Source organism: Arthrobacter gandavensis, from assembly GCF_015355785.1.
GTDB classification, from domain to species: domain Bacteria; phylum Actinomycetota; class Actinomycetes; order Actinomycetales; family Micrococcaceae; genus Arthrobacter_B; species Arthrobacter_B gandavensis_A.
The window spans coordinates 1,016,319-1,033,870 of sequence record NZ_JADKYW010000005.1 but is presented as its reverse complement, the minus strand read 5'-3'; the positions used below and the strand labels follow the sequence as shown (position 1 = coordinate 1,033,870).

The window sequence follows — 17,552 nt, the reverse complement described above, 5'->3', positions numbered from 1 at the left end:
CCTCCCCCCAATGGGTCCCGCATACCGAAAACGGAGGTAAATAGACGAAGACCAATTATGCACTTCGTCCAGACAGTTATATTCCATCGATTGGACCGAGTCCAGAAATTTACGCGTGTCCCGCGATAATGACGGAGAACAAAAGAAAACAGCAGCCGCCCCCAGGGGCAGCTGCTGTTTTGCGAATCCGGGGAGGGGCGCCGCTAGCTGCGGCTGGCCGGTTCCGGTTCGTGGGAGTCAACGTGCGGGTGGCGGCGCTCCAGTGAGGCGCCTTCGACGTCGACGTCCGGCAGGATCTTGTCCAGCCACTTCGGCAACCACCAGGCCTTGTCTCCGGCCAGGTGCATCAGTGCGGGGATCAGCAGCATGCGGACCACAAAGGCGTCCAGCAGCACGCCGAATGCCAGCGCGAAGCCGATCGGGCGGATCATGGCGCTGTGGGAGAAGACGAAGCCGCCGAACACGGAGACCATGATGATCGCCGCGGCGGTCACCACGGCGCGTCCGGCACGGACACCCTGCACCACGGCAACCCGTGAGGGCGCACCGTGGGCGTAGGCCTCACGCATGCCGGATCCGATGAACAGCATGTAGTCCATGGCCAGGCCGAACAGGATGCCCACCAGGATGGTTGGGAGGAAGTTCAGGATCGGGCCTGGCGTCTCCACGTTGAAGACCCCGGAGAGCCAGCCCCACTGGTAGATCGCCACGACGCCGCCCAGGGCGCCGAAGTAGGAAAGTACGAAGCCCAGCGTGGCAATGACCGGAACGTAGATGGACCGGAAGACCAGAATCAGGATCAGCAGGGACAGTCCCACCACTACGCCCAGGTAGATCGGCAGGGCGTCGGAGAGCTTGTCCGAGATGTCGATGTTTCCCGAAGCGGTTCCGGCCACGCCAATCTCGTACTCGCCGTTCAGCGGGGACATGTCCCGCAGGGTGTGCACCAGGTTTTCGGTGGACTCACTCGTGGGACCTTCTTCGGGAACCACCTGGAAGGCGATCGTGCTGCCGTCTTCAGAGGAACCAATCGGTGCGACGGCGGAGACGCCGTCCTGCTCGAACAGGATTTCGGCGATCTCGGCCTGGGCCGCCGTTGATTCCGCCTCGGTTGGCTCGGACTCGAGCTCAGCGACTACCAGCAGGGTGCCGTTCTGGCCCTCGCCGAACTTCTCCGACAGCGTTGAATAGGCGCGGTACTGCGTGGAGTCATGCGCCTCCGAAGACCCGTCCGGCAGGCCTGTGCGCAGATCCAGTGCGGGGATGGCGATCACCAGCAGGGCCGCAATTGAAACCAGTGCCGTGAGCACGGCGCTCACCGTGGACATCGGCTTGGCGTCGCCGGGTACGGCCGTGGGGCTGGCTGCTTCCGCTGCGTGGGAGACGGCAGAGCGTTCCTTCTTGCTGAGGATGCGCATGCCGGTCAGCTTCAGCAGTGCCGGGGTGAGCGTTACCGCGATCATCACGGCAATCGCGATGCACGCAGCGCCTACTGTGCCCATGAGGCCAAGGAACGGAATGCCGGTGATGTTCAGTGCCAGCAGGGCGATCAGCACGGTTGAGCCGGCGAAGACGACGGCGTTGCCCGAGGTGCCGTTGGCCAGGCCGATCGATTCCTCCAGGTCGTACCCCGCCTTCAGCTGGCGGCGGTGCCGGTTCACGATGAACAGCGCGTAATCGATGCCGACGGCCAGGCCCAGCATCAGGCCCAGCACCGGAGTCACGGAGACCATTTCCACGACGCCGGAGAATGCCAGGGCGCCCAGGGCGCCGATTCCGACGCCGATCAGTGCGGTGATCAGCGGCAGTCCCGCGCCGATGAGCGTGCCGAGCATGACTACCAGTACTACTGCTGCAACAACCAGGCCGATGACCTCGCCGATACCGAAGATGGTGGGGATGCCCTGGGCTATGTCCGTGGAGAAATCGGCGGTGACGCCCTCAACCGGGGCGTCGTTGAACACCGCCAGCAGAGCGTCCTTCGTTTCCTGGGTGACCTCCATCTGGGTGTCCTCGAAGACGACCGTCACAATGGCGGCGCTGCCGTCCTCGGAGACCATGCGGATGTTCTGGGCCATGTTGAGGAGGGCAGTACCCTGTTCCAGCTGCGGTGCCTGCTCTTCCGCCGCGGCGGCCTGCGCCTCTAGTTCGGCCCGGCCGGCATCAAGCTGTGCCTGCTGGGCGTCCAGCTGGGGCTGGGCCATTTCCAGCATGCCCGAGGCCTCAGCCTGGGCACGGGCGGCATCGAGCTGCTGCTGGCCCGCGTCGAGTTCGGCGCGTGCCGCTTCCAGCTGGGCGCGGCCGGCGTCGAGCTGTGCCTGGCCTTCCTCCAGCTGGGTACGCTGGGCTTCGCGCTGCGCTTCGGTGGCGAAGGGATCGACGGCGTTTTCGACGCCGTCCACCTCGGAGGCGTCAGTCGCCAGCTTGGCGATGGCGTCCTTCTGCTCTTGGGTGAAGGGCGCTCCGTCCTCCGTTTGGAAGACTACGGAGCCGGTTCCGCCGGAGGCCTCCGGCAGTTCCTGCTGGAGGCGGTCTGTCACCTGGGTGGTGGGTGTGCCCGGAATGGAGATGGCGGTGGAGAGGGTGCCGCCGAAGAGTGCGAACGCTATGCCGGAAATTGCCAGCACGGCGATCCACACCCCCAGTACGGTGCGGGCGCGCCGTGCGGCGCCCCGCCCCAGGCGGTAGAGGAATTCAGCCATTTTGGTGGGTCCTTATCGAAAAAGCTTGCTTTTGCTGCGGACGGGGGCGGCGGAGGTGAACCGCCGCGAGCGAAAATCTAGGGGCTGCCAGGGGGAGTACCGGATCCGATTCCGGTGCGCAGGGCTGCGGTGAGCCGCTGGACCAGTTCGATCCACATGGTGCGGGATTCCGGGGTGTTGACGGCGCCGGTCAACGAGCTCCAGCGTTCATAGAGCACGCTGATCCCCCCGGCGAAGGTTCCCACCAGGAGCTGAATGTCTTCCGGATCGGATTCGGGGTGCCGTGAGGCCAGGGCAGACATGACCTGGTCTCCGGCGAGGGTCACGGAACGGAAGGCCATGATGGCCTGCTGCGGGGAAGAGCGGGAATCTACGCGGCCGAGGACTTCGGTGAGGTAGGAAACCGCTTCGATGAACCTGGGTGAGCTCACGAGATCCACCAGGTCATCAAGGGGAGAGTGCCCGGCCGGGGCTGTATCTTCCGGCAGTATCAGCGAGGAGGCGACGACGCCGGTGCCCACCTCGGTGACGACGTCGTCCAGCGAGGCAAAGTGGTTGAAGACGGTGCGGCGGGACACATCGGCCCGCCGGGCCAGTTCGTCAACGGAAAAATCAGTGCTGCGGCGTTCGGCCAGCAGGGCCGCGCAGGCGTCGACTATCGCTTGGCGGTGCTTGCTTTTAAGGGCGGACCGGCGGTCGGGAGACGTGCTGGTGGAAAACACACTCCTACACTAAGTGCATCGTTGCACCGGGTGCAACTAATCCCGTTCGGGCTCCGAAGCCCCACGGGCGCGGCCGGCAGCGGCCGTTCGCCGTGATCCGAGGAAGTGCACCAGCACTCCCGCGCCGATCAGGGTGACCGCCGCTCCGCCGTAGACGGTGGCGAGGGAGTACACGCCGTCCGGGGCGCCGGAGAACAGCCTGCTCAGGAGCCCGGGAATCTGCGGACCGGCGAACAGGAGCACCGTCAGCAGCGGTCCTCCGGTCAACCAGCCGCTGCGGCCGGGCTGCGTGTTCTTCCCGCTGCTCTGCTCACTCATGGCTAAAGTCTTCCAGATTTCCGGGCGGGGTGTTTCCCTGCCTCGTCCGGCGTCGCGTCACGGGGTCCAGCGGGCGCCGACGCGCTGGCCCGGTCCGGCACGGCGGAAACCAATCGGCCCTGAATACCATCGCGGGATTCCGCTGGGCAAACCGGGGGACATCCGGGGAGTAACGGTGGTCACACCTTGGGCTTCCGCATTGGGGTATCGCCGGGCCGGAAAGTAGGCTCGACCGTATGGCTCCCTTCCGAAACAGCCGCGCTGCGGCGCTGCCCGCGAAATTGTCCCGTTCCTGGCTGCTGGCTTCCGCCGCGGACGAAGCGCATTTTGCTCCCGCGCTGGCCTCGGAAGCGGACTCTGTCGTCTTCGACATGGAGGACGCAGTTCCCGCCGAAGGCAAGGCCGAGGCACGTGAGCGCGTGGTTGAGGCGCTCTCCACCGGGATGACGGCCTGGGTGCGCGTCAACGGCATCGAAACCGATTACTGGGCCGATGACCTCGCCGCCCTGTCTAAGGCCCCCGGCCTGCGCGGCGTCATGCTGGCCATGACCGAAAAGCCGGAGCAGGTCACGCACACCGCCATGCGGCTGCAGGCCGGCACCCCGGTGTTGGCGCTGGTTGAATCCGCACTCGGCATCGAGAATGCGACGGCGATCGCCAGTGCTCCGGGCACCTTCCGCCTGGCCTTCGGCGTCGGCGACTTCCGCCGCGACACCGGTGCCTCGGACGACCCGATGGCGCTGGCCTACGCCCGCTCCAAGCTGGTGGTGGCCTCCCGCGTGGGCCAGCTTCCCGGCCCGATCGACGGCCCGACGCCCGGCACGCTGGGAGAGAAGCTGCTTGACGCATGCAAGGTGACCGCCTCGATGGGCATGACCGGCAAGCTCTGCCTGATGCCCGAGGCTGCGGACACGATCAATAAGGGCCTCTCGCCGAGCGAATCCGAAATTGTCTGGGCTCACGAACTGCTAGAGGCGCACGCTGCCGGTGCAGTCGTGGGCGACGGCTCCTACCTGCCGCGACTCGCCCGCGCTCAGAAGATCTCCTCCCTCGCGGACTCCTACGGTCTCTGGAACGCCTAGTCCCCGGCTGATCGTGGCCGGGAGATCTGCGCGGCCCGAATTCCTCCGCGCTGGACCGGTTGCGCGGGTCAGCGCTCCACCAGGATGCCGTCCTCGTCAGCGTAAAGCATGGCGCCGGGCCGGAAGGTGACCCCGCCGAACTCCACTGGTACGTCCACGTCGCCCACGGAATCCTTGGCGCTCTTGCGCGGGTTGGAGCCGAGGGCCTTGACGCCCAGCGGGAGCTTGGCGACGGCGGCGCGGTCGCGGATCGGGCCGTGAATGACCACGCCGGCCCAGCCGTTCGCGACCGCCGCCTCGGCGATCATGTCCCCCATCAGGGCGGTGTTCAGCGAGCCTCCGCCGTCGATGACCAGCACCGCGCCGCGGCCCGGTGAGTTCAGGGTGGACTTCACCAGGCCGTTGTCCTCATGGCAGCGGATGGTGCGCACCGGGCCGGTGAAGCGGATGCGGCCGCCCAGGTCCTGGAACTGGAGGGAGACCGAAGCCAGTGCTTCGCCATGTTCGTCATAGAGGTCAGCTGTGCTCTTTTCCATGGCACATACTGTGCCACAGTGCATATCCAGCCGGTGTGTGCGCGGCCGCGCTGACGAAGCGGCTGGTTAGGCGTGCTTGGCTGCGGCCTGGGATTTGAGCAGGTCCACAACCTCCAGCAGCTCCTCCACGGAACCGGAGGTAGGGGAGTCTTCACCCTGGGGCCAGCCGCCGGGCAGGCCCTCGTTGTAGTACAGTCCGTCGCCCAGCAGCATGATGGCGCGGGCGATGGCCCGGTCTCCCACTTCGTCGAGGATCAGGTTGAACCAGTCGCGGTGGATCCGCTGGAGGAGCTCCGAGGCAGCGGCGTCATTGGCCTGCGCCAAGCGCACGGCGGCGATCAGGGCGCGGTCCAGGCCGCTGTCCACGTAGACGGAGGTGCGGACCAGGAAGCGCGCCGGGCCCTCGGCGTCGGTGCGCATGCGCTCCAGGTCCGCCTCGGCGAGGACCTGCAGGCGGTCAAGGATGCCGGTGGCCAGGGCTTCCTTGTTCTTGAAGTGGTAGAGCAGCCCGCCCTTGGAGACGCCGGCAAGTGCGGTCACGGCGTCCAGCGTTGCCCCTCGGGGTCCTTCGTTAATCAGCAGGTCCTCGTAAGCGGAAAGGACGCGTTCCCGGGTGGGTGTCTGTTCAGGCATGGTTTTACGCTAGCCCATTCCATGCTGTACAGTCTAGACGGTACAGTAACCTGCGGGTAGGACCCGGTGGTTACTGGCACATCTTTTTGACCCACCAGTTATCGGCAGGCGGAGCCCTGCCAAGTCCAAGGAGGAATTGTGCCTGCGGTACAGGAACGGCCAGTGCTTCAGCGGGCCGGAAAGCGTGAATGGCTGGGGCTGGCGGTGCTGATGCTCGCTGTCCTGCTGGTTGCGGTGGACAACACCGTGCTCAGCTTTGCCGTCCCGTCACTGTCCCGTGCCCTGGCGCCGACCGGAACGGAACTGCTCTGGATCATCGACATCTACGCGCTGATCCTGGCCGGCCTGCTGGTTCCGATGGGCAGCCTGGGGGATCGGCTGGGCAGGCGGAAGCTGCTCATGATCGGTACTGCCGGCTTTGGCCTCGTCTCCGTCGCGGCGGCCTTCGCCCCCTCGGCCGGAGCGCTGATCGGCGCCCGCGCCCTGCTCGGCTTCTTCGGTGCCATGCTGATGCCGGCCACGCTGTCCATCATCCGGAACATGTTCGTGGTGCCCGGTCAGCGCCGCATCGCGATCGCCGTGTGGGCTGCCGGCTTTTCCGGCGGTGCCGCACTGGGTCCGATCGTGGGCGGCACCCTGCTGGAACACTTCTGGTGGGGGTCGGTGTTCCTGCTCGCCGTGCCGGTGCTGATCCCGCTGCTGGTCTTCGGGCCGAAGCTGCTGCCGGAATCCCGTGACCCCAAGCCGGGGAAGGTGGATCCGGTCAGCATCCTGCTGGTCATGGCCACCATGTTCCCGCTGGTCTACGGCATCAAGTCCATCTCCACGCACGGACTCGACGCGTACGCCCTGGTTCCGATGGCCGCCGGCCTGCTCTTCGGCGTCGCCTTCGTGCGCCGCCAGCTCAGCCGATCCGAACCCATGCTGGATGTGCGGCTGTTCCGCAACCCGGTGTTCACCGGCTCCATCTCCGCCAACCTGCTGAGCGTCTTCGCCCAGGTGGGCTTCATTCTCTTCCTTTCCCAGCACCTGCAGCTGGTCCTGGGGCAGACGCCCCGCGAAGCCGGACTGATGATGCTCCCGGGCCTGATGCTCACCGTGGTGGCCGGCCTCGCCGTCGTCCGCGTGGTCCGCCGCGTGCGCCCGGCCTACGCCGTCGCCGCCGGCTTGACCTTCAGCGCCGTCGGCTACACCGTGGTGCTGATGACCGGCCACGACGAGAGCCCGCTGGGACTGGTGATCGCCTTCATGATCCTGGGCATCGGCGTCGGCTCCGCGGAGACCATCTCCAATGACCTGATCCTCGGCAGCGTCCCGCCGGCCAAGGCTGGTGCCGCCTCGGCCATCTCCGAAACCGCCTATGAAGTCGGCGCCGTCCTCGGCACCGCCGTGCTGGGCAGCATCCTGACCGCAGGCTACCGCAACGGCATCGTGCTCCCGGACGGCCTTGATCCGGCCGCAGCGTCCGCGGCTTCAGAGACACTCGGCGGAGCGGTTGAAGCGGCCAGGACGCTGCCCAGTCCGCAGTCCGCGGACCTGCTGGCCTCCGCCCAGGCTGCCTTCGACTCCGGTGTGGTGGCGACGTCGCTGATCGGCATTGTGCTGATGGTGGCTGCCGCGGTTGGCGCCCTCTTCATGCTGCGCCGGGTTGCGGCGGACCAGGATGCGGTGTCCGACGGCGGTGCGCCTTCCGCCGCGCCGGAGTCCGCTCTCACCGCGTCCGGCACTGCGCTCGAAGACGCGCCGGCGGAAGCTGCCGCCGTCTCCGAGGGCGCCGGGAGTTGGGGACCCCAGGCCGAACGGGCGGAGCAGGACGCCTGCTCGTCCCGCCGCTAGCGGAGAACCCCTAGTCCTTTTCCGGCGGATGCACGATCAGCACGGGGCAGTGGGCATGGGCTGCCGCAGCGGAACTGACTGACCCAAGCAGCAGTCCCGCAAAGCCTCCCCTGCCCCGGCTGCCGACCACCAGCATTTCCGCGCCCTTGCTGGCCTCCACCAGCACCTGCACCGGCTGGCCGGACACGACTAGCTTCTTCAGTCCCTCCGGAACGTCCTGGCCAAAGGCGGCCTGGAGGGTTTCTTCCAGTGCGCTCTCGGCCTCCACCCGGGGCGACCACTCGGCGGAGGCAATAGGCACTGCCAGGGCAACCGGGTAGGACCAGACAGTCACGGCCTCGATTCGGCAATGAAGCAGGTCAGCCAGCCGCCGTGCGGTTTGCAGTGCCACGAGGGAGAGTTCCGAACCGTCGACGCCGACGACGATCCGCTTGCGGGTGTCCTGTGCCATGACCCTGGTCCTGTCTGTCCGCTGCGAATGTTTCCTGCAAAGAGTCTGCGGCCCGGCTGCCGTTTTCTCCAGAGGCGGGGATTGTTCGTACTATCAGCTGGTGCCAGCCAACGAGTCCCAGCCCCGTGCGGCAGCCCCGCTGGGAGCGGGCCTGCTGCTGGTGCTCGCGTTCCTGGCAGCTACCGGACCCTTCACCACGGACCTGTATCTTCCCTCCTTCCCGGGCATCGCCGCCGATCTGGGTGTTTCGGCGTCGGGCGTGCAGCTGACCCTGACGGCGTTCCTGCTGGGCATGGCGGCCGGGCAACTGGGGTTCGGCCCGCTGTCCGACAAATACGGCCGCACCCGACCGCTGCTGCTCGGAACCGGGGCCTTCGTCCTTGCCTCCATTGCCTGCGCAGCCGCGCCGAACCTGGGGGTCCTGATTGCGGCCCGGTTTGTGCAGGGCCTGTGTGCTGCGTCCGGCCCGGTGATTGCCCGCGCTGTGGCCGCCGATCTCTCCTCCGGCCCTGCCGCGGCCCGGACCTTCAGCCTGCTCATGACCATTGGCGGCGTCGCTCCGGTGGTGGCACCCGTCGTCGGCGGTGTCCTGACCGGACTCTGGGGCTGGCGGGGCGTGCTCTGGACGCTGGCCGGCATTGCGGCGCTGATGTTCAGCTGCGCAGCCGTCGCCGTCCGTGAATCCCTGCCTGCCGAGCGCCGCTCCAGCGGTCCGCCCTTCGCCGGGCTGGGCGTGGTGCTGCGCCGCGGGCGGTTCCTGGGCTACGTGCTGCTCTTCGCCAGTTCCTTCGGCGTCCTGATGAGCTACATCTCGGCCTCCCCGTTCGTGTACCAGAGCATCATGGGCCTCGGCCCGGAAACCTATGGGCTGATGTTCGGCCTCAACGCGGCGGGGATGGTCACCGCGGGGTTCATTGCCGCCCGGCTCAGCCGGAGTGTGCCGCCCCGCCGCACCGTCCTGCGGGCCGTGGGCGTGCTGCTGGGGTTCGCCGTCGTGCTGCTGGTTCTGGTGGCTGCGGCCGTGCCGCCGCTGCTGCTCGCCGTGCCGCTGTTCTGCATGGTCTCCTCCCTGGGATTCATCATGGGGAATACGACGGCGCTGGCCCTGGCCCAGGCAGGAGGAGCAACCGGCAGCGGCAGTGCAGTGCTTGGCGGGGCGCAGTTCCTCATGGGAGCAATCGTCTCCCCGCTGACCGGACTGGGCGGAGAGTTCACCGCACTGCCGCTGGCCCTGGTCATGACGGCCTCGGCCCTGCTGGCGGCCACTGCCCTGTTCCTCACCCGCCAGCGGCATCCCGCGTAGACTGGGGGGACCATGCGACACATGAACAAGTTCCGCACGCCCATTGTCTGGCTCCTGATTATCGGCCTGGTTGGCAGCATCAGCGTCGGCTTCCTCGGCCTCTTCTTCTAGCCCCTTCATCCCTTTTTTCGGCCCGGCCCCGCCGCCCGGGTTTGCTCGGCGGCCCCGTTCAGCCATAGGATACTAAGCATGCTTACCTAATGTAGGCGGCCGCGGGTTGCGGCTCCATATCCATGAAGAATGGGAAGTGGGGAAACTTAATGGCCAACGAAAATACTTCGGACCAGTACACATTCCAGGATCCGGTCAGCCGGTATCCCTCCGTCAGTCCGCCCAAGCAGGACCAGCCGGAACCCGGCCTTGATGCCGACCTCGAGCCCAAGACGGACCGCGGCGAGGACTCCTACCGCGGAACGGGGCGGCTGGAAGGCCGCAAGGCGCTGATCACCGGCGCAGACTCCGGCATCGGCGCGGCCGTGGCCATCGCTTTCGCCCGCGAAGGCGCAGACGTCGCGCTCTCCTACCTTCCGGAGGAAGAGGAGGACGCCGCCAAGGTTATCCAAATCATCAAGGACGCCGGCCGCACCGCCGTCGCGCTCCCCGGAGACCTCCGCGATGCCGGGTACTGCGCCCAGGTGGTCGAGGATGCAGTGAAGGGCCTCGGCGGCCTGGACATCCTGGTGAACAACGCCGGCAAGCAGGTGGCCGTTGAGAACCTTGAAGACCTCAGCGACGAGCAGCTCGATGACACCTTCAAGACCAACATCTACTCGTTCTTCCGGGTGACCAAGGCGGCCCTGCCGCACCTGCCGGCCGGATCGAGCATCATCAACTCCACCTCCATCCAGGCCTACAGCCCCTCCCCGCACCTGCTGGACTATGCCAGCACCAAGGCTGCGATCAACAACTTCACCAAGGGCCTGGGCCAGCAGCTGGCGCCCAAGGGAATCCGTGTAAACGCCGTGGCCCCGGGGCCGTTCTGGACTCCGCTGCAGGTTTCCGACGGCCAGCCCAAGGACGCCCTGCCGGAGTTCGGCAAGGACACCCCGCTTGGCCGCGCCGGCCAGCCCACGGAACTCGCTCCGGCCTACGTCTTCCTGGCGTCCCCGGAGTCCAGCTACGTGGTGGGCGAGACGCTCAACGTCAACGGCGGCATGCCTTCGCCGTAAGCTCTCCACTAAAAAGCCGGCCCCGCTCACTTGCAGCTAGCAGTGAGCGGGGCCGGCTTTCTGTGTGTCGGAGCTAGGCCGGAACCGGAGTGAACGTGGCGCGGTCCACCCGGCGGTGGAAGCGCATGCCGGCCAAGCCGCCCAGGATGGCGCCGATCAGGCTGATCACCACGGTGGCGAGCAGGGCCAGCCAGGAGCCGGCGCTCACGTCGCCCAGGTCCTGCGGCAGCGGAGCCACCGAGTTGAGCTGGGTGAGGCTGCGGATGTCGTCGTTGAAGATCAGGCCAAGAATAATGACGACGGCGGCGGCCACCAGGGCCCACAGCCACACGGCAACGCCCTGCTTGGCCCCGTTGAAGCGGGCCATCCGGCCGGCAACGTAGCCGCCGGCGTAGTAGGCCAGCAGCAGTACTGCCAGAGTGACGATCGCCCCAATCAGCCCTGAGGACTGGTTCGCGGCGGCCTGGTCCAGCGCTGCGCCCAGGTCCGTGTCCGTGGAGACTCCCACGGCGGCACCAATGGCGGCTGCCAGGGCGGAGAGCAGGACGACCATACCCGTGGCGGTCAGCCAGCCGAAGAACGCTGCGCCGAACTTGATGCCGCCAAACCGCTCGCGTTCAGCCGCCAGGAGCGCTTCCCGGTTCGGCATCACCGGCTCGCCGGCGTTCCGGACGGAATCGGGATGTCCGGCCGGGACGGCTCCGGGGAGGCGGGCATCTTCGCGTCGCGCGGTGCGCCGCGTGGTCCCTGCGGGCGCATCCTCGTAGGCGGCGTCGTTCGGGTCCCTGGTTCCGGTGACGCTCGTGTTCAGGACTTCCGTGTCATTTGCGCGGGTGCCGGCCGCATGCCGGCGGGGCTCCGCAGCGGGGTCCGCGTACGCCGCCGTTGCGGTGTGCCCGGTGGACTCGTCGTGCGTCGCCGGCTCGGCGCGGCGGGGAGTTCCTGCCTGCGGCGGGGTTTCCAGCCGGCGGGTGACGTCCGGCTCCTGGGGGGTGGGGTTGGCCTGCGCTGCGGCGTCCGCGTTTCCGCGGGCAGACACATCCTCTGCCTGCCGGCGGCGGGGTTCGCCTGCTGCGGTGCTGCCTGGTTCGGTGCTCATCTGCTGCTCCTGTTGCCGTTGGGGGTGCCGGACTGAAGGTGATGACTTCATAAGCAACCTTACTGTAGCGCCGAGGTGCGGTTACTGGCGGTCCCGCGCCCGCCCGGCGGCGTGGAAGACTTGGCTGCATGGATACGGACCTGATCATCACCGTCGTTGCCGGGCTGCTTATCGCCGTGGGCGTGGCGGGCATTGTGGTGCCGGTCCTGCCGGGCAGCATCCTGATCCTGCTGGCCTTTCTGGGCTGGGCCATTGGAGTGGGCAGCGGCGCCGGCTGGTGGTCCTTCGCCTTCGGAGCCCTGTTCGCGTTGACGGGCCTCTCCGCCAGCTGGGTCCTGACCGGCCGGAAACTCAAGCAGCGGCAAATCCCCAACCGGTCCGTCCTGATCGGCCTCGCCGCGGGCATCGCCGGGATGTTCTTCATACCGGTGGTGGGACTGATCGTGGGTTTCGCCGGCGGCCTGCTGCTCAGCGAGTTGGCCCGACAGCGCAGCCTGCCGGCAGCGGCGTCGTCATCCTGGGCAGCACTGAAGGCCACCGGGCTGGGCCTGCTGGTGGAACTCGGCCTGGCACTGGCGGCCGGAACCGCCTGGATCATCGGCGTCTGGATCCATTTCGCTACCCGCTAGGTCGGGGGCGCTTAGGTTGGTAGGTTCGCCCGAAACTGCGCTCGGCGCCCGCAATGATGCCGGTCAGCTCCCAGTCATGACGCCTGCCGCCGGGGAACTCGAAAATGCGTACTCCGTCGCCGAGCAGCACCGGAGCCACGAATACCTGCAGTTCATCAATCAGGCCGTGTTCCAGTGCCTGCCGCGCAATGTCCGCGCTGATGATCTGCACGTCCTTCTCCCCGGCGATCTCCTGCGCCCGGCGGACAGCCTCCACCACGCCGCAGTTCAGGGCGGTCACGGTGGGATCTCCGGCCAGCTCCTCCGGGTGGTGGGTCAGGATGAACTCCGTGCCGGACCAGGCGCCGCCGTATGCCTGCGCGGTGGCCTCGTCCCGCTCGCCCTGCTGGGCCTTCGCCGCGTCATAGCCGCGGCGGCCCGAGATGATTACCCCCACGGCCTCGGCCATGGCCTCGGTGATCCCCGGAGGCAGGGGCTCCAGCGTTTCGAACCAGTCCATGTCATGTCCGGGCCCGGCAATGAAGCCGTCGATCGAACTGGTGAACCCCCACGCAACCTTTCCCATGGCGTGCCTTCCGGTGGTGCGGGCCGGTTCCCGCGTCCTGCAGGCGAACCTACCCGGCCGGCCGGAAGCGCCGCAAGGGAAAGGTGTTTCCCCAGCGGACAGAAGCTGTCCTCAATGTGCGGAATACTCAGAGGACGCCGCCCGAGGAAATGAAGGACCTGAGCCAATGACTGTACGAGCCGTACCGCCCGAACTGGTGGTTGCCGACGCCGCCGCCTGGCGTGCGTGGCTCGGGGAGAATGCCGCAACGAGCGACGGCGTCTGGCTGGTCCTTGCGAAAAAGGGCACCGAGGTCCCCACCGCGCTGTCCTACGCCGAGGCGCTGGAGGAAGCGCTGTGCAGCGGCTGGATAGACGGGCGGCGGAACGCCGTGGACCAGGCGACGTACCGGCAGCACTTCACGCCGCGCCGCGCGCGGTCCCTGTGGTCGAAGCGGAACGTGGACCTGGTCGCCGGCCTGATCGAGACCGGCCGCATGCGAGAACGCGGGCAGGTGGAGATTGATAGGGCGAAGGCGGACGGCCGCTGGGACCGGGCTTACGGCGGGCCTGCCGCGCTGGAGGTTCCACCAGACCTCGAAGCTGCGCTGGCGGCCGCCCCGGAGGCGGCGGCCGCGTTCGCGGGACTGGGCCGCTCCGCCCGGTATCCGATCCTTCACCAGGTGGTCACCGCACCCAATGCCACCGTGCGGGCAGCCCGGATCGCCCGGCAGGTGGAACGGCTGGCCGGCGGGGTTTACCCAGCCGGTTAGCCCGCTGACGGCGCCACGAACTCCGCCAGTGCGGCAAGCTCCCCCAGCCGTGCCTCCGGCTGCAGGTACATCATGTGCCCGGCCTCGTAATAGTGGTGCGTGAACCGGGAACGGGCTGCGTCGGTCAGGCGCATGTGCGCCCACACGTACTCCGCCGCGAAATGGGGCGTGGCGCCGTCGTAATAGCCGTAGTCCACATGCACCCGCAGGCTGGGGTTGTGCGCCATCAGCCGTTCAAGGGTCTTGGTGACGTCGATCGGTACGCCCTCGAACTCCTTGTAGCTCCACGGCTGGACCCTGCCGGTCAGGACTTCGTACGGCAGGTCGTTCTCGTAGCCGAGCTCGGCGCGGATGTAGTGGTTGATCGCTGCGGCGTAGGGGCCGTTGATGGCGGCGAGGCTGGGATCGTCCCAGTTGACGGAGGCCTGCGGATCTTCGGCAGGGGCGGTGAACCGCCCGTCGATTCGGCCCACGGAGAGTTCCTGGTCGCGAAGCAGTTCGGCGGAGAACTGGGAGTAGTCCCAGCGCAGGTTGGTGCGGCGGATGAACCCTGGATCCAGGGTGGTGAGTTCGGCCAGGCGCTGGACGGCGGCGTCGTACTCCTGCGCGCTGAGCCGCGAACCCTGGCTTAGTGCATAGCCGTAGTCCCGCGCTGCGTACTCCTCGGCGTCGCGGACCACCTCCGCGAGTTCGCGGCCCGGGTGCCGCCCGTGGAAGTGCGCGATTGCCGCGTAGGTGGGCAGGTGCAGGGCGTAGGGTGTGTCCACGCCCGGGGCGAACATGAGCGTGGACATGTTCAGGACGGTGGAAATCAGGCCAAGCCCGTTGACGGACATGCCGTACGCATCAAAGAGGCGTCCGGCGACGGCGACGGCGCGCAGGGTCCCGTAGGACTCGCCCACCAGGTATTTGGGGCTCAGCCAGCGGTTGTTGCGGGTGGTCCAGAGCCGGATCACTTCGGCTACGAGGTCCCGGTCCTGTTCGAACGCGTGGAACTCGTCTGCGGTATTGCCGTCCACTACCCGGGAGAAGCCGGTGTTCACGGGGTCGATCATCACCAGGTCCGCGTGTTCCAGCAGCGTCTGCGGGTTGTCCACCAGGCCGTACGGGGGAGGGGTGAGGTTCCCGGTGTCGCCGGAGTCCACAAGCCGCGGGCCCAGCAGGCCCAGGTGCAGCCAGACGGAGGACGAGCCCGGCCCGCCGTTGAACGCGAAGACCACGGGGCGCGGGTTCGGCGAAGCAGCCGCCTGCTCGTCCGCCGTGTAGGCAGTCAGGAAGATCTCAGCCTTCGGTTTGAATCCTTCGGACTTCCCCTCGGACGTTTCCTCCCGCCGGAACACCACCCGGCCGGTGGTGGAGGTGTATTCCAGGCCGGAGGGCAGCCGGTGGCTGCGCTGCACCAGGTCGTCCGCCACGTCCGCTGAGCTGCCGGTGCCCGACGGCGAGCCGGCTGGGTTGGCGGAGGATGCTTCGCCGGGTTCGAGGGCAGGGCTGGTCTCAGCGGACTGTGAAGGCATTCGTCCAGCCTAGCGGCCGAAATCGGGGCTTGTGTCTCGGATCACACGTCCTCTATAGTTCCACTAGTTCGCTATCAGAAATACATGTTCAATTATCGAACGTTCGGATGGTGGGTTGAGGGTGCGGGTCGGCAGGGGGATGAGATCCATTCAGGGCTCCACTGCACTCTTGGCAGGGCCTGGCTGTCCGTTGAAGGGGCTGGATTTCCGGGGTGCCTGCCTGAGGCGGACGTCCGGCTCACGGGCTGTGCGTCACATTCACGAAATAGTGTGTTGCCCGTCACAGATCAGGGTATCTTGGGGCAACAGGTGACCGACCGTTCTTTCAGTAATTTTCCCAGTCAAAATAACGGAGTTTCAATGACTACAACAAGTGCGTCTGCTGCGCCGTCCCAGCGGATGACCCGGGAGGAACGCAAGGTACTTGCGGGCACCCTGGTTGGTACCACTATCGAGTGGTACGACTTCTTCATCTACGCCCAGGCTGCAGGCTTGGTGCTCGCGTCCCTGTACTTTGCCCCGCTGGGCGAAGGCACCCCACTGGCGCAGGTCGTCTCCTGGGCCACCATCGGCATCAGCTTCCTGTTCCGTCCGCTGGGCGCCATTGTTGCCGGCCACCTGGGCGACAAGCTGGGACGTAAGAAGATGCTGGTCTTCACCCTGATCATGATGGGTGCCGCCACGGCCCTGATCGGCGTGCTGCCGACTTACGCTCAGATCGGCGTTGCTGCTCCGATCCTGCTGCTGGTCCTGCGCATCCTGCAGGGCTTCTCCGCCGGCGGTGAATGGGGCGGCGCTGCGCTGCTCTCCGTAGAGCATGCACCCATCAACAAGCGCGGCTTCTTCGGTGCCTACCCGCAGATCGGCGTGCCGATCGGCATGATCCTGGCGACCTTCGTCATGTTCCTCCTGACCAGCTCGATGAGCGAAGAGGCTTTCCTTGAGTGGGGCTGGCGTGTTCCGTTCCTGCTCTCGGTGGTCCTGATCTTCGTGGGTTACTTCATCCGCCGCTCGGTGGACGAAAGCCCGGTCTTCAAGGAAATGCAGGAGCGCAAGAAGGACTCCTCCGCACCCCTCGGCAAGCTCTTCAAGTACAACTCCCGCGAGGTCATCCTTGCCGCGCTGATCTTCATCGCCAATAACGCCGCCGGTTACCTGGTCATCGCGTTCTTCGCCTCCTACGCCGGCAAGGCGCTGGGCATGGAGCGCCCGTCGGTGCTGCTGGCCACCACGGTGGGCTCCTTCGGCTGGCTCATCTTCACGATGTACGGCGGCATCCTCTCGGACAAGATCGGCCGCGTGCGCACCTTCCAGATTGGCTACGCCTGGGTGTTCCTCTGGGCCATCCCGATGTTCCTGCTGATCGACACCGCCAACGTGTTCCTGTTCGGCCTGTCCATCTTTGTGCTGACCATCGGCCTGGGCCTGTCCTACGGCCCGCAGTCCGCGCTGTACGCCGAGATGTTCCCCGCCAGCATCCGCTACTCCGGTGTCTCCATCGGCTACGCGATCGGCGCGATCCTGGGCGGTGCCTTCGCTCCGATGATCGCCCAGCTCCTGCTGGATGAGACCGGATGGTCCGGCTCGATCGGCATCTACATCATGGTCCTCTGCGTCATCTCCTTCGGCGCCGTGACCATGGTCAAGGAGACCAAGGGTGCAGACCTGGGCATCGAGGAATCGCACCGGGCTCCGCAGCCCAAGTAAGCCTTTCTCGACCCCCCACAACGAGATAACAGAAACTGCCCGTATCAGGACTGATACGGGCAGTTTCTGTCATTTCGATGAGGGCGGGGGGGGAGGGTTAGCGGGGAAGGGAGCCGATCTGGTTGCCGGCGCCGTCGTACACCAGCAGCGTGTCCCCGGCCGGGACCGCACTGGCCGCCGAAGCCATCCACTGGTCCACGTCCGGGCAGGCCATCATGGTCATGGCCACCTCCTGGAAGCGGACGGTCCCGTCCTCCAGGGCCCAGCGGCCCATCAACCGGTTGCATCCGTCGGTGCCGGTCAGGCGCCCGTCCCCGTGCAGTTCGAGGGAAGGTTCGCGCGAGTTTTCCGGGTTGCCCCACACACCTTCGGCCGCAGCCGGGTCTGCAGTAGAGGAGGCGGAGGACGACGGCGTGTCCCCGGCGGCCCCGGAGTCGTCCGGCGAGGGGCCGGCCGTGCAGGGGTCGGCTCCGCAGGCGGATACGCCGAGCAGCAGGGCCAGGGCCAGGAGCGTAAACCGGGTGCGCATTTC

The 17,552-nt window shown here is 67.0% G+C and carries 17 protein-coding genes; 7 read left to right on the top strand and 10 right to left on the bottom strand.

The genetic code is table 11. The features are described from left to right. Positions 1 to 203: 203 nt before the first annotated feature. The 3 genes from ITX31_RS09975 to ITX31_RS09965 form a co-directional block, all read right to left on the bottom strand. Entirely contained in the window at positions 204 to 2,702 is a 2,499-nt protein-coding gene (locus ITX31_RS09975) for an MMPL family transporter (RefSeq protein ID WP_194783222.1), read from the bottom strand. 77 nt (positions 2,703 to 2,779) lie between these two features. Then, positions 2,780 to 3,424 (bottom strand): TetR/AcrR family transcriptional regulator, encoded by a 645-nt coding sequence (locus ITX31_RS09970; protein ID WP_194783221.1) that lies wholly within the window; start codon positions 3,422 to 3,424, stop codon positions 2,780 to 2,782. A gap of 36 nt (positions 3,425 to 3,460) precedes the next feature. Then, positions 3,461 to 3,742, bottom strand: coding sequence for a hypothetical protein (locus ITX31_RS09965; RefSeq protein WP_194783220.1), 282 nt, complete (start codon positions 3,740 to 3,742; stop codon positions 3,461 to 3,463). A gap of 236 nt (positions 3,743 to 3,978) precedes the next feature. Between ITX31_RS09965 and ITX31_RS09960 the strand changes: the two genes are divergently transcribed. Next, on the top strand, positions 3,979 to 4,824 hold the full coding sequence (locus tag ITX31_RS09960; RefSeq protein ID WP_091601100.1) for an HpcH/HpaI aldolase/citrate lyase family protein: 846 nt from the start codon (positions 3,979 to 3,981) through the stop codon (positions 4,822 to 4,824). A 68-nt stretch (positions 4,825 to 4,892) separates the two neighbouring features. Here ITX31_RS09960 and rraA read toward each other — a convergent pair whose 3' ends face one another. Both rraA and ITX31_RS09950 read right to left on the bottom strand, forming a co-directional pair. After that, complete coding sequence (gene rraA / locus ITX31_RS09955; protein WP_194783219.1) at positions 4,893 to 5,360, bottom strand: ribonuclease E activity regulator RraA; 468 nt, start codon at positions 5,358 to 5,360, stop codon at positions 4,893 to 4,895. A gap of 66 nt (positions 5,361 to 5,426) precedes the next feature. Continuing rightward, a complete protein-coding gene (locus ITX31_RS09950) occupies positions 5,427 to 5,993 on the bottom strand; it encodes a TetR/AcrR family transcriptional regulator (protein WP_194783218.1) in 567 nt (188 codons plus the stop codon). Between the two features lie 138 nt (positions 5,994 to 6,131). Here ITX31_RS09950 and ITX31_RS09945 point away from each other — a divergent pair, with 138 nt between their 5' ends. Next, positions 6,132 to 7,829, top strand: coding sequence for an MFS transporter (locus ITX31_RS09945; protein ID WP_323745635.1), 1,698 nt, complete (start codon positions 6,132 to 6,134; stop codon positions 7,827 to 7,829). 10 nt (positions 7,830 to 7,839) lie between these two features. Here ITX31_RS09945 and ITX31_RS09940 read toward each other — a convergent pair whose 3' ends face one another. After that, positions 7,840 to 8,280, bottom strand: coding sequence for a universal stress protein (locus ITX31_RS09940; RefSeq protein WP_194783217.1), 441 nt, complete (start codon positions 8,278 to 8,280; stop codon positions 7,840 to 7,842). Between the two features lie 100 nt (positions 8,281 to 8,380). Here ITX31_RS09940 and ITX31_RS09935 point away from each other — a divergent pair, with 100 nt between their 5' ends. Both ITX31_RS09935 and ITX31_RS09930 read left to right on the top strand, forming a co-directional pair. Continuing rightward, the gene (locus tag ITX31_RS09935) at positions 8,381 to 9,583 is read left to right on the top strand and encodes a multidrug effflux MFS transporter (protein WP_323745634.1); all 1,203 of its coding nucleotides are present in this window, start codon (positions 8,381 to 8,383) and stop codon (positions 9,581 to 9,583) included. Positions 9,584 to 9,843: 260 nt separating this feature from the next. Further along, positions 9,844 to 10,752 (top strand): SDR family oxidoreductase, encoded by a 909-nt coding sequence (locus ITX31_RS09930; protein WP_194783215.1) that lies wholly within the window; start codon positions 9,844 to 9,846, stop codon positions 10,750 to 10,752. A gap of 73 nt (positions 10,753 to 10,825) precedes the next feature. Here the strand turns inward: ITX31_RS09930 and ITX31_RS09925 are convergent, their stop codons facing one another. After that, positions 10,826 to 11,851, bottom strand: coding sequence for a YrzE family protein (locus tag ITX31_RS09925; protein WP_194783214.1), 1,026 nt, complete (start codon positions 11,849 to 11,851; stop codon positions 10,826 to 10,828). Positions 11,852 to 11,979: 128 nt separating this feature from the next. Here ITX31_RS09925 and ITX31_RS09920 point away from each other — a divergent pair, with 128 nt between their 5' ends. After that, entirely contained in the window at positions 11,980 to 12,480 is a 501-nt protein-coding gene (locus tag ITX31_RS09920; protein ID WP_194783213.1) for a DUF456 domain-containing protein, read from the top strand. Here the strand turns inward: ITX31_RS09920 and ITX31_RS09915 are convergent. Next, positions 12,470 to 13,045, bottom strand: coding sequence for a dihydrofolate reductase family protein (locus ITX31_RS09915; protein WP_194783212.1), 576 nt, complete (start codon positions 13,043 to 13,045; stop codon positions 12,470 to 12,472). The two genes, ITX31_RS09920 and ITX31_RS09915, sit on opposite strands and share 11 nt — an antisense overlap. A gap of 166 nt (positions 13,046 to 13,211) precedes the next feature. Here ITX31_RS09915 and ITX31_RS09910 point away from each other — a divergent pair, with 166 nt between their 5' ends. Continuing rightward, entirely contained in the window at positions 13,212 to 13,796 is a 585-nt protein-coding gene (locus tag ITX31_RS09910; RefSeq protein WP_194783211.1) for a YdeI/OmpD-associated family protein, read from the top strand. Here the strand turns inward: ITX31_RS09910 and ITX31_RS09905 are convergent. Further along, positions 13,793 to 15,313 carry a S10 family peptidase gene (locus ITX31_RS09905; RefSeq protein WP_194783210.1) on the bottom strand — a complete coding sequence of 507 codons (1,521 nt, stop codon included), beginning with the start codon at positions 15,311 to 15,313 and terminating at the stop codon, positions 13,793 to 13,795. The genes ITX31_RS09910 and ITX31_RS09905 overlap by 4 nt on opposite strands. Positions 15,314 to 15,673: 360 nt before the next feature. On the opposite strand from ITX31_RS09905, the gene ITX31_RS09900 reads away from it, so the two are divergent. Beyond that, positions 15,674 to 17,020 carry an MFS transporter gene (locus tag ITX31_RS09900; protein WP_194783209.1) on the top strand — a complete coding sequence of 449 codons (1,347 nt, stop codon included), beginning with the start codon at positions 15,674 to 15,676 and terminating at the stop codon, positions 17,018 to 17,020. Between the two features lie 97 nt (positions 17,021 to 17,117). On the opposite strand, the gene ITX31_RS09895 is transcribed toward ITX31_RS09900, so the two are convergent. Then, positions 17,118 to 17,549, bottom strand: coding sequence for an META domain-containing protein (locus ITX31_RS09895; RefSeq protein ID WP_194783208.1), 432 nt, complete (start codon positions 17,547 to 17,549; stop codon positions 17,118 to 17,120). Positions 17,550 to 17,552 lie beyond the last annotated feature (3 nt).